A 15794-nucleotide genomic window follows, 5' to 3' on the forward strand; every position below is an offset into this window, starting at 1 on the left:
TTTGGGAGGGAAGCAATTATGACGACAATTTCGATTACACGTCCTGATGACTGGCACACACACCTACGTGATGGCGAGGTCTTAAAAGATACCGTCCGTGATATCAGTCAGTATATGGGGCGGGCAATCATCATGCCGAACCTGGTTCCACCAGTCACCGATACTGACGCTGCATTAGCCTACCGCGATCGTATCCTTGCCGAAAAGCCTCAAGGCAACTTCTCCCCTCTCATGACGCTATACCTCACCGACAACACCTCCCCTGAAGAAATTCGCAAAGCAAAAGCCAGTGGCCACATCTATGCGGCAAAACTCTACCCGGCAGGTGCTACCACCAACTCCGATTCCGGCGTAACCTCCATCGACAAGCTAATCCCTACGCTTCAGGCAATGCAGGAAGTCGGTATGCTGTTGCTTATCCATGGTGAGGTAACCACTCACGATGTCGATATCTTCGACCGCGAGAAAACGTTCCTTGATACGGTACTTGCCCCGATTGTCGAGCAAATGCCGGACCTGAAGATTGTTGTCGAGCACATCACAACAAAGGACGCCGTTGAGTTCGTCACCAACGCCGGTCCTAACGTGGGGGCAACCATCACCGCCCACCACCTGATGTTCAACCGCAACCATATGCTAGTCGGCGGAATCCGCCCGCATTTTTACTGCCTGCCAATCCTGAAGCGCAACATCCATCAGCAGGCACTGGTTGAAGCGGCGACCAGCGGCAGCCCTAAATTCTTCCTCGGTACCGACTCTGCCCCTCATGCCCAGGGTCGAAAAGAATCGGCTTGCGGTTGTGCCGGTTCCTACACCGCCCACGCAGCCATTGAGCTCTACGCGGAAGTATTCGAACAGGCGGGTGCGCTGGATAAGCTAGAAGCCTTTGCCAGCTTTAACGGCCCTGACTTCTACGGTCTACCACGCAATACCGACACCATTACCCTTGTCAAAGAGAGCTGGACTGTACCGGAGACGATGTCCTTCGGCAGTGATGTAGTCGTACCTATCCGTGCCGGCGAAGAGATGAACTGGAAAGTTATCGCCAGCTAAGCTGTCGTATAACAACGCCTTGTAGCTAAGGCAATACTACAATGCAATAAAAAGGGCTCCCGAGGGAGCCCTTTGGTTATCTAACCACTAGTGTTGGATGGATGCCAAACCGTACCTACGCCGCCTGCGGCACTTTCAGGTGATGGAACATCCGGTACAGAACCGGTACCACTATCAGTGTCAGCACCGTTGCAAAGCCCAGCCCGAACATAATCGTTACCGCCATCGGCTTGAAGAATACATCAGGCAACAGCGGGATCATCCCCAGCACCGTGGTAATGGCCGCCATACATACCGGACGAACACGACTTACGGCCGCATCGACCACCGCCTGATACTTCTCCTTACCGCTGCTGATTTCAATCTCGATCTGATCAAGCAGAACGATACCGTTTTTGACCAGCATACCCGACAGACTCAAAAAGCCCAGCAACGCCATGAAGCCAAACGGTGTATTCAGCAACAGCAACCCGGTTGTTACACCGATAATCGCCAGCGGCACTGTCGCCCATACAATCACCGCTTCTTTCACCTTGTTGAACAAGAAGATGGTGATCAGGAACATAAACAGATAACCCATCGGCATGGTCTGGAACAGTGATGCCTTGGCATCGGCTGACGATTCATACTCACCGCCCCATTCCAGCGAGTAGCCCGGAGGGAAGTCCAACGCCTCAATTTTAGGCTGGATACGGCCCTGCAGTGTCGCCGCCGTTTCATCACCCAAAGGATCAGGATCGGCCATGATCGTCAGCATTCGCTTACGGTTCTTACGCACCACCAGCGGATCTTCCCAGACCACATTCACCCCGAGCATCACCTGCTGGATCGGAATATAGCCCTGAATGGCCGGACTCCAAATCTTCATACCCTCAATGGTACTGACATCCACACGCTCCTCATCGGGTAAGCGCGCCACAATCGGCATCAGGTTGGTGCCATCACGATAGAGACCGACAGACAAGCCGGAAAACGCCATCTGCAATAGGTCATCAACATCAGATTTGGTGATGCCGTAACGGCGGGCCTGGCTTTCATTGAAGATAGGCTCGAGCACCTTGGTGCGCTCACGCCAGTCATGGCGCACATTGAAGGCGCCGGGATCAGCGCGCATAATATCCACAGTCTGCTGAGCCAGGCCTCGGAGCACCGTCGGATCCGGCCCGACCAAACGTGCTTCAATCTTAGAGCCTGACGACGGACCAAGCTCAATACGCTTGAGCTTGTATTCAATATCAGGATGTTTGGTGTCGAGCTCATCACTGACTTTTCTCAGCATCGGCATTACATCTTCATAAGTGTCGACGCGAATTATCAGCTCACCATAGGCCGCATAGCTTTTTTCCGGCGAATAGGTCAGCATAAAACGCTGTGCCCCTTTGCCGGCACTGGACGAAACATGGCTGACGTTTTCCTGCTGACTGGCCCACTCTTCCAGCTCATGCAACTTATCGTTGGTCGAGCGAATGTCTGTTCCTTCCGGCAACCACACGTCAACCATGAACATCGGCGTTGTCGACGACGGGAAGAATGACTGTTTCAACTGGGTAAAGCCATACAGACTTGCACCAAGCATCGCGATCAAGACAATCACAGTCAGCCACGCATTCCTCATGCAGGCTTCCAGCGCTTTCTTGTATATGACAAAAATAAACCCTTTGTACGGGTCATCATCCTCGCCATCGCCTTTATTTTTGACGCCCTTAAAGAACAAGTCGGCAAAAAACGGGGTTAGCGAAATAGCCGTAAACCAGCTCAGCATCAGAGAAATCAACAGAACACTAAACAGGGTGGCACAATATTCACCAGTCGAGTCTTGCGACAACCCGATAGGCGCAAAAGCGGTAACCGCGATAACCGTGGCCCCCAGTAGCGGCCATTTGGTCTGAGTCACGATATCGGAGGCCGCCTGCATCCGCGTCCGGCCTTTCTGCACCCCTATCAGGACCCCTTCGACAACGACAATGGCATTATCCACCAGCATCCCGAGGGCGATAACCAGAGCTCCGAGCGATATTCGCTGCAAGTCAATCGCCATCCAGCTCATAAAGACAAAGGTTCCCAGCACGGTTAACAGCAAGATCAAACCGATCAGGATCCCCGAGCGAAGCCCCATAAAGAACAGCAGAACAATGATAACAATCGCTACAGCCTGACCGAGACTGACAATGAATCCCTTGACGGACTTATCGACCTCATCAGGCTGGCTGTAGATCACGCCAATATCAATCCCGACAGGCTGTTGCTCTTTCAGCTCGTCCAGACGGCGGTAGACCCCTTTGCCGATTTCCACTACGTTGACACCTTCGACAAACGATATGCCAACACTCAGCGCTACCTTACCGTTGTAGCTCAACAGGTTATCAGGCACCTCTTTGAACCCGCGCTTGATTTCCGCCACATCGCGCAGGTAAATCAGCCCTTCTGCCCCGCTCTCGGTAATAATCAAATCGCCCAGCGCATTGACATCGGTAAACTCACCTGTCGGATGGACACGAATATACTCAGTACCGATCTTGACTGCACCAGCACTTGAAACTAGGTTTTGTGTCGCTAGGGTATTGTAAATCGTCTGCGGCGAAATCCCCAGGCTGCTCAGCCGCTGCAGGGAGATTTCGATAAATACCTGCTCTTGCTGGGTTCCCGTAACAGAGACCTTAGCAACCCCGTCTACCAACTCAACTTCACGGCGAAGATAGTCGACATAGTCATTAAGTTCTTTGTACGAATACCCGTCACCTGTGATCGCCAGCAAAATACCGAACACATCACCAAAATCATCAATAACTGACGGCTCTGCGACCCCCGGCGGAAGGTTCGGCTCAAGATCATTCACCTTGCGGCGTAGTTCATCCCAGATCTGCGGCAAGTCATCAGGGCCATAATTGTTCTTCATGGTCACCGTGATCTGTGACAGTCCACGACTGGAGATGGAGTTGACTTCATCCACATAAGCCAGTTGTTGGATTTCCTTTTCAATCGGATAGGTGACCTCTTCTTCGACCTGAAGCGGTGTCGCCCCCGGGTAGGCCGTCACTACCATGGCATCCTTAATAGTGAATGCCGGATCTTCCAAGCGCCCCAGACCAAAGAAGGCCATGGTCCCGCCGATCAGGAAGATCAGCGACAGCATCCAGCTAATGACTTTGTTTTTAATAAAATAGGCTGCGATATCTTGTTTCATTATTATTCAGCCTCCTTGGCAATCACTTTCACCTGCTGACCTTCCCGCAAACGGTTCCCTCCCGCCACGACGATGGTTTCCCCTTCCTCAAGTCCCGCCAGCAAACGAACACCTTCAGGGACAACTTTATCTGTCACCACGCGGCGCTTGATTACTGTCTTGCCCTCGTTTACCACCCAAACAAACTTGTCTGTTGATGACAGGTTATCGCCATCTTCATTGAAAATGGCCTCCAATGGGATCACAGGCTCACCCTTTCTATATATTTTCAGCTTTTGTGCATCAGCCCGGACTTCTACGGCCATCCCATCAAGGATGAAGCGGTCTTCGGGCATCGGCATGGTCAAGGTAACCAGGAACGAGCCCGATTCCGGATCCGGCTCAGTGGTAAATTCCTTAAGGGAAGCCTGATACTCAGCGCCATTGTCAAGCACCACCCTCGCGCCGGGTTTTGATTCCTGAATATCAACAGCAGAGCTTTGGGAATAAATGAGGTCCGGTGCCTGGATCAAAATATCGACACTTTTGGCACTATGAATGTTCATCACCTGCTGGCCGACTTGGATGTTCTCGAACTGCTCGATAGGCACCCGGGAAATCACCCCGTCAAAAGGAGCAACCAGCTTGGTAAATGTGAGGTTCAGCTTGGCTATGTTGAGCCTTGCCCGAGCAATCTTACGCTGTGCCCTCAACTCATCAAACTGCGACTGGGCCAGGAAGCCTTTGTCAACTAACTTGGCCGAGCGTCGGTACTGACTGTCGGCCACATTGTACTTCGCCTGTGCATCATCAACTTCCAGCTGATAGTCCGTAGGATCCAGCTCGGCAAGCAACTGACCCTTTTTGACAAAACCCCCAGGGCGAACAGCAATACGGGTTACCTCACCCGGAATTCGAAATGACAGGCTGGATTTATCTGCCGCTGCCGCCACGGCAGGAAAGGTAAGTTGCGGTGCGGCATCGGCCAAGGCAACGACATCCACGCTGACGGGCTGTACAATTTGCCGCTCTTCTACCACAGGCTTTTCACAGCCTTGCAAAGTAAAGACCGCCCCCAGCGCCAATAAGATCAAGGATAGCTTTTTCATCTTACAGTCCTCGCTCCTTAACCCAGGCACGCACTTTCTGGCCTTCCTGAAGCTCCCCTACACCAGAAATCGCAATCTGATCGCCATCATTCAACCCGGCAACCACACGTCCCTTGTCATCCAGTTCAACCTCTATCTTGTGGGCAATACCGGCTTCGTCGACATGCCAGACATAGGTTGCACTTCCCTCTTGTATCACCGCGCGTTTGGGAATCGCCCCCGAATTACCCTTCGGAATCGCAATTTTCACCAGCCCCGCCATGCCGGGAAGAATATTCTTCCCTTCAGGGCGTTCCATAAACAGCGTCACCTTATAGCTCGACGTTGTGGGATCGGCCTCGGTATCTATCTCTTTAAACTCTGCCGGGTAGACTTCGCCAGGGATCGTATCGAAAATGACACTTGGCTGAGTATCTGACTGCCCCTGATAGCGGGCCAAAAGATGTTCGGGTAGTTGAAAGGTGACATTGATCAGACCCGCGCTCTGGATATGCATCACCGGCTCTTTGGCCATGATATATTCATAGTTTTCAATCAATGACAGAGAAAGCGTCCCGTCGTAGGGCGCAACCAAAGTAGCATAGCCCAGGTTTGATTTTTGTTTGCTCAAGGCTGCCTTGGCCTGCTTTAACTCTGCCTTGGAGGTATCGAAATCCAGCTCCGACACCACGTTGGTTTTTCTTAGCTCTTTATCTCGCTTAAACTGAACATAGGCCAGTTCATAGTTTGCCTGGGCCTGTTCAACCAGCAAGGTAAGCTCATCCGGATTCAGACTGGCCAGCTTTTGTCCCCGCTTAACATCTTCACCCGGGCTGACATCCAATGAAACAATCTGCCCCGAGACCCTAAACGCCAGTACTGCCTTGTCTCCTGCCTCAACGGTGGCCGGAAAAGTACGAAATGTTTCATTGTCACCCACGGATACCGCCTGGAGTTTTACCGGCCTCGATTCCGGCTCAGGTACCTCTACCTCTTTCTCACCGCACCCTGACACTAGCAAGCCAGTGATGACGGTCGCTAATAGCGCGCGCCCCATACAACCTCTCCAAAATTATTTTTGTCTACTCTTGTTTTTTCTTCTGGTGTTAAGCGCAAGATCACCAGCCGCTGCTACATTCACAACAAAAAGCCTTTGGCCACAAGGTACTAGTGTAGCCAATAAAACGACACAGAAACCCAACAAACCACGAAAAAGAAGAAAAAACAATTCATTAAGCCGAGCCGCCGGACCTTACCAAGTCTTTGGGCGATGCTCTATTTACAAGGACAAAATTTCAGAGAAAATCAGGAATGGAGAAAAATGGCGGAAGCAAAAAACCTCAAAAGATATAAAAAAAGGAGCCATACAGGCTCCTTCTCAAACAGTCAGACGAAATACTAAGCGTCCATTTCGGCAATATTGACTTTCCAGGTATCCGGACCAGTCTGATGGGCATTGGTCCCTTCAGCATCAACCGCTACCGTCACCGGCATATCTTCGACTTCAAATTCGTAGATTGCTTCCATGCCAAGATCTTCAAAAGCCACAACACGCGCTTTCTTAATGGCCTTGGCCACAAGGTAAGCGGCACCGCCGACAGCCATCAGGTAAACAGCCTTGTGCTCCTTGATGGATTCAATCGCAGCCGGACCACGCTCGGCTTTACCTATCATACCGGTAAGCCCTGCCTGACCGAGCATCATTTCGGTAAATTTATCCATACGGGTCGACGTTGTCGGACCTGCAGGACCAACAACCTCATCACCAACTGCATCAACAGGACCGACGTAGTAGATAAAGCGGTTTTTGAAATCAACCGGGAAATCTTCCCCTTTGGCCAGCATATCCTGAATACGCTTATGGGCAGCATCACGGCCGGTCAGGATTTTGCCTGACAGCAAAACGGTCTCGCCAGACTTCCACTCCTGGACATCGTCTTTGGTAACTTCATCAATATTAACGCGGCGAACATTCTCACCCACTTCCCAAGTTACTTCAGGCCAGTCTTCCAGCTTCGGTGGCGTTAGCTCCGCCGGGCCAGTGCCATCAAGCTTGAAATGAACGTGGCGGGTTGCGGCACAGTTCGGGATCATACAAACTGGCTTGGAAGCGGCATGAGTCGGCGCTGTTTTGATCTTCACGTCAACAACGGTTGTCAGACCGCCTAGCCCCTGCGCACCGATACCCAGCTTATTTACACGGTTGTAAATATCCAGGCGAAGCTCTTCCTCGGCATTCTGCGCACCACGTTCCTGCAACTCATGAATATCAACCGATTCCATCAGCGACTCTTTCGCCAGCACCGCCGCTTTCTCGGCAGTACCGCCGATACCGATACCCAGCATGCCCGGCGGACACCAGCCCGCCCCCATTAGCGGCACTGTTTTTTCAACCCACTCGGCAACATCATCCGACGGGTTCAGCATTACCATCTTGGTCTTGTTTTCCGAACCGCCGCCCTTGGCGGCAATCTGAATCTCTACCTTGTCGCCCGGTACCATATCGATATGTACCACGGCAGGGGCATTGTCTTTGGTGTTCTTACGGCTTCCGGCTGGATCCGCAACGACAGAGGCTCGCAGCGGGTTATCCGGGTTGGTATACGCCAGGCGAACACCTTCATCAATCATTTCCTGTACAGTCAGATCGCTGTCCCACTGTACATTCATACCAATTTTGACAAAACACGTGACAATACCGGTGTCCTGGCAGATTGGGCGATGGCCTTCGGCCGACATGCGCGAATTGATCAGGATCTGCGCAATGGCATCTTTCGCTGCCTGACTTTGCTCCTTGTTATAGGCTTTTTCCAAGGCCTGAACAAAATCCAGCGGATGGTAGTATGAAATGTACTGTAGTGCGTCCGCCACACTATCAATCACATCTTGCTTACGAATGACGGTCATAATTGCCCTCGTTATTTATTATCATTCCATGGCGCCCGACTATTTTGCCGTTACAGCATGCTTCCAGTGTAGGGTGTGGTTAGCATTGCTCGAGTCCTGCGTATAGGGAATAGGATGTGCAGAAAGCAATGCAACCACGTGCCATGATCCTCATGGCTGTGTCCTTTATGAGCTACTCAGACTGAATCAGTAAAAATAAAACACAAAGGATCGTCCTTGGGCGTCGTATTAAATTCTGCGTTTATGATACTCTTGCCAACAATTTCGCGCCATGCGCCAATCGAACACCTGTCACAAAAAAGAAAATGATTTGTAAATCGCATCCGCTACTCGCAATTGAACAACTCGATTATACCCCAGAAGCAACTCTGTCGTGGTTTGAGCCCTTGTCCACCCACCCCTGGGCTATGATATTACGCTCGGCAGCTCAGGATCACCCTGATAATCGCTTTGATATTCTGGTTGCCGATCCTTTAGCCACTTTAGAGACACATGGTGAAACAACCCGTATTAAGTTTTCAAATGGCGACGAAAAAGCGAGCAACACCGATCCGTTCAAGCTAGTAGAAGAGCTACAGGCATCATTATTGCCACCGCTTAAACCTATGACAGATGTACCATTTATTGGTGGAGCCCTTGGCTACTTCAGCTACGACCTCGGTCGACGGGTGGAAGATCTCCCAGCACTTGCCGAACAGGATATTAATGCTGCAGACATGGCTGTCGGCATTTACGACTGGGCCCTGATCGCCGATCACCATGCCCAAACGTTGTTTCTCGTATCGCCAAAAGGCAGCGGACGACTCCAATGGCTTCAGGAGCAACAAAATGCCTTTAAACTGCAACAGGATGGCGCCAGCAAGCAACATAAAAGATCGTTTTCATTAACAACCCAGTGGACCGCCAACATGACAAAGGCGGCTTATTGCAACAAATTCGACCGGGTGCAGGACTACCTGCTATCCGGGGACTGCTACCAAATCAACCTTGCCCAGCGCTTCCAGGCAAGCTACCAGGGTGATGAATGGACGGCTTACCTGCGCCTTGAACAGACAAATGGCGCGCCGTTCTCCGGTTTTATCCGCACATCGGAATGTACAGTTCTCTCTGTATCTCCGGAGCGTTTTCTTCAACATAATCAAGGTTATGTTGAAACGAAACCCATCAAGGGCACACGGCCTCGCTCTGCCGATGAGAAACAAGATGCCGCCAACGCCACCGAGCTACGCCATGCCAGCAAGGATCGCTCGGAAAACCTAATGATTGTCGACTTGCTACGAAATGATATCGGCCGGGTGGCCAAGCCTGGTTCAGTGGCAGTCCCCAAGTTGTTTGAGATCGAAAGCTTTCCGGCCGTCCATCACCTTGTCAGTACAGTCACCGGCGAGCTTGATACACAGTACTCCTCAACCGATCTGTTGCGCGCCTGTTTTCCCGGCGGTTCAATTACCGGCGCACCGAAAATTCGCGCCATGGAAATCATTGAAGAGCTGGAACCACACCGCCGCAGCATCTATTGCGGCAGTATTGGCTACATCAGCCGTTGTGGTCGAATGGATACCAGTATCACCATAAGAACCCTTATTACTCAGCAAAATACCCTGTATGCCTGGGCGGGTGGCGGGCTAGTTGCAGACAGTGATGCCGACAGCGAATACCAAGAAACACTGGACAAACTGAGTAAAATTCTGCCAATCTTAGAAAAGTAGATATCAATAACCACGGACGGTTTATGAACTATCAGCAACAATTGCTAGCGCGTTTTCTGCTAGCCCCACAGACCAGCTATGACCAAAGCCACTCGGCTCGGGTTAGACAGCATGTATCTGCGTCCGGCTCCTTTAAGCGAGCAGCGGTTATGATCCCTCTTGTTCCCCGTCAAAATAGTTTTAACGTTGTTCTGACACGTCGCGCCAGCCATTTAAAACACCACCCAGGCCAGATTGCCTTTCCTGGTGGCGGATATGAATCACAAGATACTGATTTAATTGAAACTGCCATCCGGGAAACCAAAGAAGAAACTGGAATTTTATGCAACAGAGAGCGCATATTGGGACAGCTTCCTTCTTTGCCGACAATCAGTGGCTATATCGTTACGCCGTACTTGTCGATCATCTCCCCAAACTACAGGCCAGACCTGGACCCAAACGAGGTTGACGACCTGTTTGAAGTGCCTATCAGACACCTATTAAATCCGGTGAATATGCGCACTGAGAAATTTACTATCGACGGCATAAAACACAATATTTATGCAATTCCATACGGTGATTATGCTATTTGGGGGGCGACTGCCCAGATGATCCGATTGTTATCAAAACAGCTCTGGTATTAATAAACCCACTTCTAACACATCATTTTCCCTAACCTGCCCGCAACATCCTTTGTGATCAAGATCACCTTTAATTGTATTGCAATTTGTACCCATTACATAACGGGATCTCGATCAAAGTTTTCCTTCTATAAATCCTCAAAATGCGCGCCGTTCCTAATTTCCGTTCCGTAATTTAACTTAGGTATATAACCATGCATACCACTTCCAACACAGCAGTAGCTTCAACGGCTAAAGCAAAATGGACGTATAAAGATTTTACTTGGGCCCTTTCACTATTCGGTACCGCTGTAGGTGCCGGTGTACTTTTCCTTCCGATTAAAGCCGGTGCCGGCGGTTTCTGGCCACTGGTTATCCTAGCCCTGATTGCAGCACCAATGACTTGGTTCGCACACAAGAGCTTGGCTCGTTTTGTTCTTTCTGCTAAAAACCCAGAAGCTGACATCACCGATACTGTTGAAGAACACTTTGGTAAAGCTGGCGCAAACATCATCACTTTTGCTTACTTCTTCGCCATCTACCCAATCGTTCTAATCTACGGCGTTGGTATTACCAACACGGTTGATTCTTTCATGGTTAACCAGATGGGCATGGAATCTGTTCCACGCTGGCTTCTGTCTGGCGGCCTGATCGTTGCGATGACTGCAGGTGTTGTCTTCGGCAAAGAGCTAATGCTTAAAGCCACCTCTGCAATGGTATACCCACTGGTATTCATCCTGCTTGCACTGTCTGTATACCTGATCCCTGATTGGAACACATCAATGGTATCGGTAAGCCCTGACTGGAGTGCAATGCCTGCTATTATCTGGCTAGCAATTCCAATCATCGTATTCTCTTTCAACCACAGCCCAATCATCAGCCAGTTCTCTAAAGAACAGCGTCGTGTATACGGTGAAGATGCAGCGAAGAAAACTGACATGATCACTGGCGGCGCAGCAATGATGCTGATGGGCTTTGTAATGTTCTTCGTATTCTCTGTTGTTCTGTCTCTGTCTCCAGAGCAGCTAGCAACAGCAAAATCACAAAACATCAGTGTTCTGTCTTACCTTGCTAACGTTCACGAGTCTCCGCTGATTTCTCTGCTTGGTCCACTGGTTGCATTCGCTGCAATTACATCAAGCTACTTCGGTCACTTCCTGGGTGCGCACGAAGGTCTTGTTGGCCTGGCTAAGTCTAGCTCAGACATGCCTGTTAAGAAGATTGAGAAAATCTCTCTAGGTTTCATCGTAGTAACTACTTGGATCGTTGCGGTTATCAACCCAAGCATCCTGGGCATGATTGAAACTATGGGTGCACCAATGATTGCTGCAATCCTGTTCCTGATGCCTGTATTCGCAATGTACAAAGTACCAGCTATGGCTAAGTACAAAACATCTGCACCAGTACAGATTTTCACAGCTCTTTGTGGTATCGCGGCAATTACTTCTGTAATCTACGGCGCATTCTAAGAGAGCATCACACTTGTTGTGATTAATATGGACTACCAGCTTAGCTGTCTGAGAAAATGTGCCACAACGCATAGTCTTCTCAAGCAATTCGGGTAGAATATATGACACCAAAGAGCAGGAAGCGTGTGCCGACTGCTCTTTTGTTTTTCTAGTGATCTCGCCAAGGAAGGGGCGAGAGTTTAATACGATGACAGTCTTGGCCGGAGGCAAGAGCGCTTCCTACCGACTGAGGTAATTCGCATGATCAGTGTTTTTGATATCTACAAAATTGGTGTGGGCCCTTCCAGTTCGCACACGGTTGGTCCGATGAAAGCAGGTAAGGAGTTTATTGACGACCTGCGCTCAATGGGCAAATTACGTGATGTAACTAAAATTACCGTTGACGTTTATGGTTCACTTTCTCTTACCGGTAAAGGTCACCACACAGATATCGCTATCATTATGGGACTTGCGGGCAACAGCCCGGAGCATGTTGATATCGATAGTATCCCAGGCTTTATCTCTCGTGTTGAAGAAACCGAGCGCCTTCCTGTTGGCATGCACTGCCACACTGTAGATTTCCCTCGTGACGGCGGTATGAACTTCCATACTACCAACCTTCCTTTGCACGAAAACGGCATGACCATCAACGCATGGATTGGTGACGAAGAAGCCTATACGAAAACGTATTACTCCATTGGCGGTGGCTTTATCGTTGATGAAGAAAACTTCGGCAAAGCAGCAGAATCAAGCGTAAAAGTTCCTTATATGTACACCATGGCTGAAGAGCTGGTTGAGCAATGTAAAGAAAGCGGCCTGTCTATCAGCTCTCTGGTAATGGCTAACGAACGCGCGATGAATGCCGAGGAAGAAATTAACACCTACTTCGCCAACATCTGGAAGACCATGCGTGAGTGTATGGAACGCGGTATGAGCGAAGAAGGCATTCTGCCGGGTCCACTACGTGTTCCTCGCCGTGCAGCAGCACTACGCCAGCAGCTGATGACAACCGAGAAGCTGAGCAATGACCCAATGACAGTGGTTGATTGGGTTAACATGTACGCTTTCGCTGTCAACGAAGAAAATGCGGCTGGCGGCCGTGTCGTGACAGCGCCAACCAATGGTGCGTGCGGTATCATCCCTGCGGTACTGGCGTACTACGACAAGTTCATCCAGTCTGTCGGACCGAAAGAGTACACTCGCTACTTCGCCGCTTCTGGTGCAATTGGTGGCCTATACAAGCGCAACGCTTCTATCTCGGGTGCCGAAGTAGGCTGTCAGGGTGAAGTTGGTGTGGCATGTTCAATGGCAGCTGCCGGCCTTGCTGAGCTGATGGGCGGTAGCCCTGAGCAAGTATGTATGGCCGCAGAAATTGCTATGGAGCACAACCTTGGTCTGACATGTGACCCGGTTGCCGGCCAGGTACAGGTACCATGTATCGAGCGTAACGGTATTGCAGCGGTTAAAGCAATCAATGCATCTCGCATGGCACTGCGCCGTGCCTCTGAGCCTCGCGTTTCTCTGGACAAGGTTATCGAAACCATGCTTGAGACAGGTAAGGACATGAACGCCAAGTACCGTGAGACCTCTCAGGGCGGCCTGGCTATCAAGGTTATCTGCTAAGCAGTTAGGCGTTTTGAGTGACGAGTTTCGAGAAAGTGCCCTTTCTCGTTAAATAACTTGGAAGCTATGTAGTAAAAGCTACCCACTGGGTAGCTTTTTTCTTACCTTAACTTCTTTACTTACGACTCGGCACTCGAAACCTTCAACAGCTGTTCGATATCTTCTGCCAGCGCTTCGCCACACTGCAGGGTTGTTACCCAAGAGATTGGGATCCCCTTCTCGTCACCAAAACCGTAGCAGGCTCCGGCCAGCGCACCAACCAGGATCCCGCGGCCGCAGGTATCACCCGAAACCTGGATATTCTTAAGAACAGCCTCGGTATAACTCTCGCTATTTTGCAGTATCCAGGCAGCCATCGGCAGGCTGTCAGCAAGGTGGCAAGCCTGGTTAACAATGGCCAGAACATGGCTCAAGTCATTCACATCTCCGCTGAGCAGCCTGACCTGCTCTATCTTGTCTCGGATAACTTCCGGCGCTTTCACCTTGAGCACATTGAGCACAGGCTCCATCCGCCTTGAGCGTAACGCCTCGTTGAGGGCACTGGCAAAGGCCTTGGCACATACAAGCGCTATCTCGTTCTGGTGGGTAATACCGACAATGCGCTCAATCTCCTGTTCAAGCTGTTCAGAGGGCATTTTCAGTGCCACCAGTGCCGGCACCGAGCACAGGGCCGGATTCTGGTCGTCTTCACTCCCCGAATCTTCGGGCCAATCTTCCGGCGGCAGTGAGAACAAGGTCAGCAACAGCGCCTTGGTCGGGCTATCGATATAACCAATAAACTCACCGCCCGGTCCGAAATACTCGAGGATCTGCTGCTGGATAGCATGAGTCCCGGTATCAGAGCCGCCCAGCAAGCGAATATACAGTGCCAGCCATTCTCCATAAGCCGTTAACTCGCCAGCGGTTAACTTGTCATGGGCATAATAACCGTCCACCCCTTCGTAGTGTTTGGCATTTGGCTCGATAAAAGGAAAATGCGGCATGGCTGTCAGCTGCTTGATCCGCTCGGGAGAGTATATCCAGTGTGTTCCCATGCTGGCGGCATCGGCAACCAATGCGCCCATTAACGCTGCGTAACGTTGCGCCATTGTCCCCACCCTTTTGCTCAGAAAATACTAATCATAAGCTTATACCAATTTCATCCACACCATCGTTCCCTTGCGCCCCGACAACCGGTTACAAATCGCAGGCATAAAAAAACCTCGCCGGAGCGAGGTTTTTTACAAATTCTGTCAGATTAAGCAGCTGCTTTCAGGCTTGCTTTCTCTTTTTTCAGTTCGCCAACCGGTAGGATTGTACGGCCGTACTCATTGTTCAGTACTTGAGCCATCGCGAAGTAGATTGCACTTGCACCACAGATGATACCTTCGAAACCAGCGATAGTACCAATCAGTTCGCTACCTGTGAAATCACGAGCAGCCAACAGGAAGAACAACACAGTCAGGGAACCGAATACAAACTGCTTAGCACGTGGGTAACATAGAGAGCCAATGAACATGAAACCCGTGAAGACACCCCAAAGTAGCAGGTACCAACCCATGAAACTTGCAGGGCTTGCAGGCAGACCCATGTAAGGCATAACAATCAGACCAACCAGCGTCAGCCAGAACAGGCCGTAAGAAGTAAATGCTGTTGTACCAAACGTATCACCACGTTTAAAGCACATTGTGCCTACGATCACTTGGCTAATACCACCATAGAAAATACCCATCGCCAGGATCATAGAATCAATCGGGAAGAAGCCCGCATTGTGGATATTCAAAAGGATAGTGGTCATACCAAAACCCATAAGGCCAAGAGGCGCTGGGTTAGCTAGTTTCGTAGACATTTAGTTCCCCTACAGGAGTAATTCAAAAAATGTGATAAAAATTAAAAAATGGGTGCACTTTTGATGCGCGGCGAATTCTAAAGGATGACGGAGGGCAAATCAATCCAATTTCAGCTCATTTCTTAGTCAAACTCAAAAAAAGTGGAATTATGGGCTAAATATGTAAAGTTTTTTTGTAATTTTTGACTCGGTTTATTGTGTTTAAATGTAACCAAATTCACATACCTTGATAGATGCAAAAGGCTTTTTCAGTATAATTATCTGATTTACATTACAAAAACATCTCATCGTAGATTCAGCATTTATTTATACAATAAAAACCCACAAAAAAAGCAGCCAGTGGCTGCTTTTCTGCTCTAAAGATCATTTATCCCGG

Annotated in this window: 11 protein-coding genes; 5 read left to right on the plus strand and 6 right to left on the minus strand. The window is 50.1% G+C overall.

The window, feature by feature from the left end; translation table 11 throughout:
* Positions 1–18: 18 nt before the first annotated feature.
* Entirely contained in the window at positions 19–1053 is a 1035-nt protein-coding gene (gene pyrC / locus BIT28_RS18945) for a dihydroorotase (protein WP_075766500.1), read from the plus strand.
* A gap of 115 nt (positions 1054–1168) precedes the next feature.
* On the opposite strand, the gene BIT28_RS18950 is transcribed toward pyrC, so the two are convergent.
* The 4 genes from BIT28_RS18950 to BIT28_RS18965 form a co-directional block, all read right to left on the minus strand.
* Entirely contained in the window at positions 1169–4237 is a 3069-nt protein-coding gene (locus BIT28_RS18950) for an efflux RND transporter permease subunit (protein ID WP_075766501.1), read from the minus strand.
* A 2-nt stretch (positions 4238–4239) separates the two neighbouring features.
* On the minus strand, positions 4240–5325 hold the full coding sequence (locus BIT28_RS18955; RefSeq protein WP_075766502.1) for an efflux RND transporter periplasmic adaptor subunit: 1086 nt from the start codon (positions 5323–5325) through the stop codon (positions 4240–4242).
* A gap of 1 nt (position 5326) precedes the next feature.
* The gene (locus BIT28_RS18960) at positions 5327–6361 is read right to left on the minus strand and encodes an efflux RND transporter periplasmic adaptor subunit (protein WP_075766503.1); all 1035 of its coding nucleotides are present in this window, start codon (positions 6359–6361) and stop codon (positions 5327–5329) included.
* Between the two features lie 341 nt (positions 6362–6702).
* Positions 6703–8211, minus strand: a complete 1509-nt coding sequence (locus tag BIT28_RS18965; protein ID WP_075766504.1) for a fumarate hydratase — start codon at positions 8209–8211, stop codon at positions 6703–6705.
* A gap of 305 nt (positions 8212–8516) precedes the next feature.
* Between BIT28_RS18965 and pabB the strand changes: the two genes are divergently transcribed.
* From pabB to BIT28_RS18985, 4 genes are all read left to right on the plus strand, one after another.
* A complete protein-coding gene (gene pabB, locus BIT28_RS18970) occupies positions 8517–9920 on the plus strand; it encodes an aminodeoxychorismate synthase component I (RefSeq protein ID WP_083651954.1) in 1404 nt (467 codons plus the stop codon).
* 23 nt (positions 9921–9943) lie between these two features.
* A complete protein-coding gene (locus BIT28_RS18975; RefSeq protein WP_075766506.1) occupies positions 9944–10543 on the plus strand; it encodes a CoA pyrophosphatase in 600 nt (199 codons plus the stop codon).
* 191 nt (positions 10544–10734) lie between these two features.
* Positions 10735–11988: an aromatic amino acid transport family protein gene (locus tag BIT28_RS18980; RefSeq protein WP_075766507.1), complete on the plus strand. Its 1254-nt coding sequence runs from the start codon at positions 10735–10737 to the stop codon at positions 11986–11988.
* 240 nt (positions 11989–12228) lie between these two features.
* On the plus strand, positions 12229–13590 hold the full coding sequence (locus BIT28_RS18985; protein ID WP_075766508.1) for an L-serine ammonia-lyase: 1362 nt from the start codon (positions 12229–12231) through the stop codon (positions 13588–13590).
* A gap of 119 nt (positions 13591–13709) precedes the next feature.
* Here BIT28_RS18985 and BIT28_RS18990 read toward each other — a convergent pair whose 3' ends face one another.
* Entirely contained in the window at positions 13710–14678 is a 969-nt protein-coding gene (locus BIT28_RS18990; protein ID WP_075766509.1) for an ADP-ribosylglycohydrolase family protein, read from the minus strand.
* 149 nt (positions 14679–14827) lie between these two features.
* A complete protein-coding gene (locus tag BIT28_RS18995; RefSeq protein ID WP_075766510.1) occupies positions 14828–15418 on the minus strand; it encodes an acetate uptake transporter in 591 nt (196 codons plus the stop codon).
* Positions 15419–15794: the final 376 nt, after the last annotated feature.

The sequence above is a fragment of the Photobacterium proteolyticum genome, from assembly GCF_001939735.1.
Taxonomy (GTDB): Bacteria; Pseudomonadota; Gammaproteobacteria; order Enterobacterales; family Vibrionaceae; genus Photobacterium; species Photobacterium proteolyticum.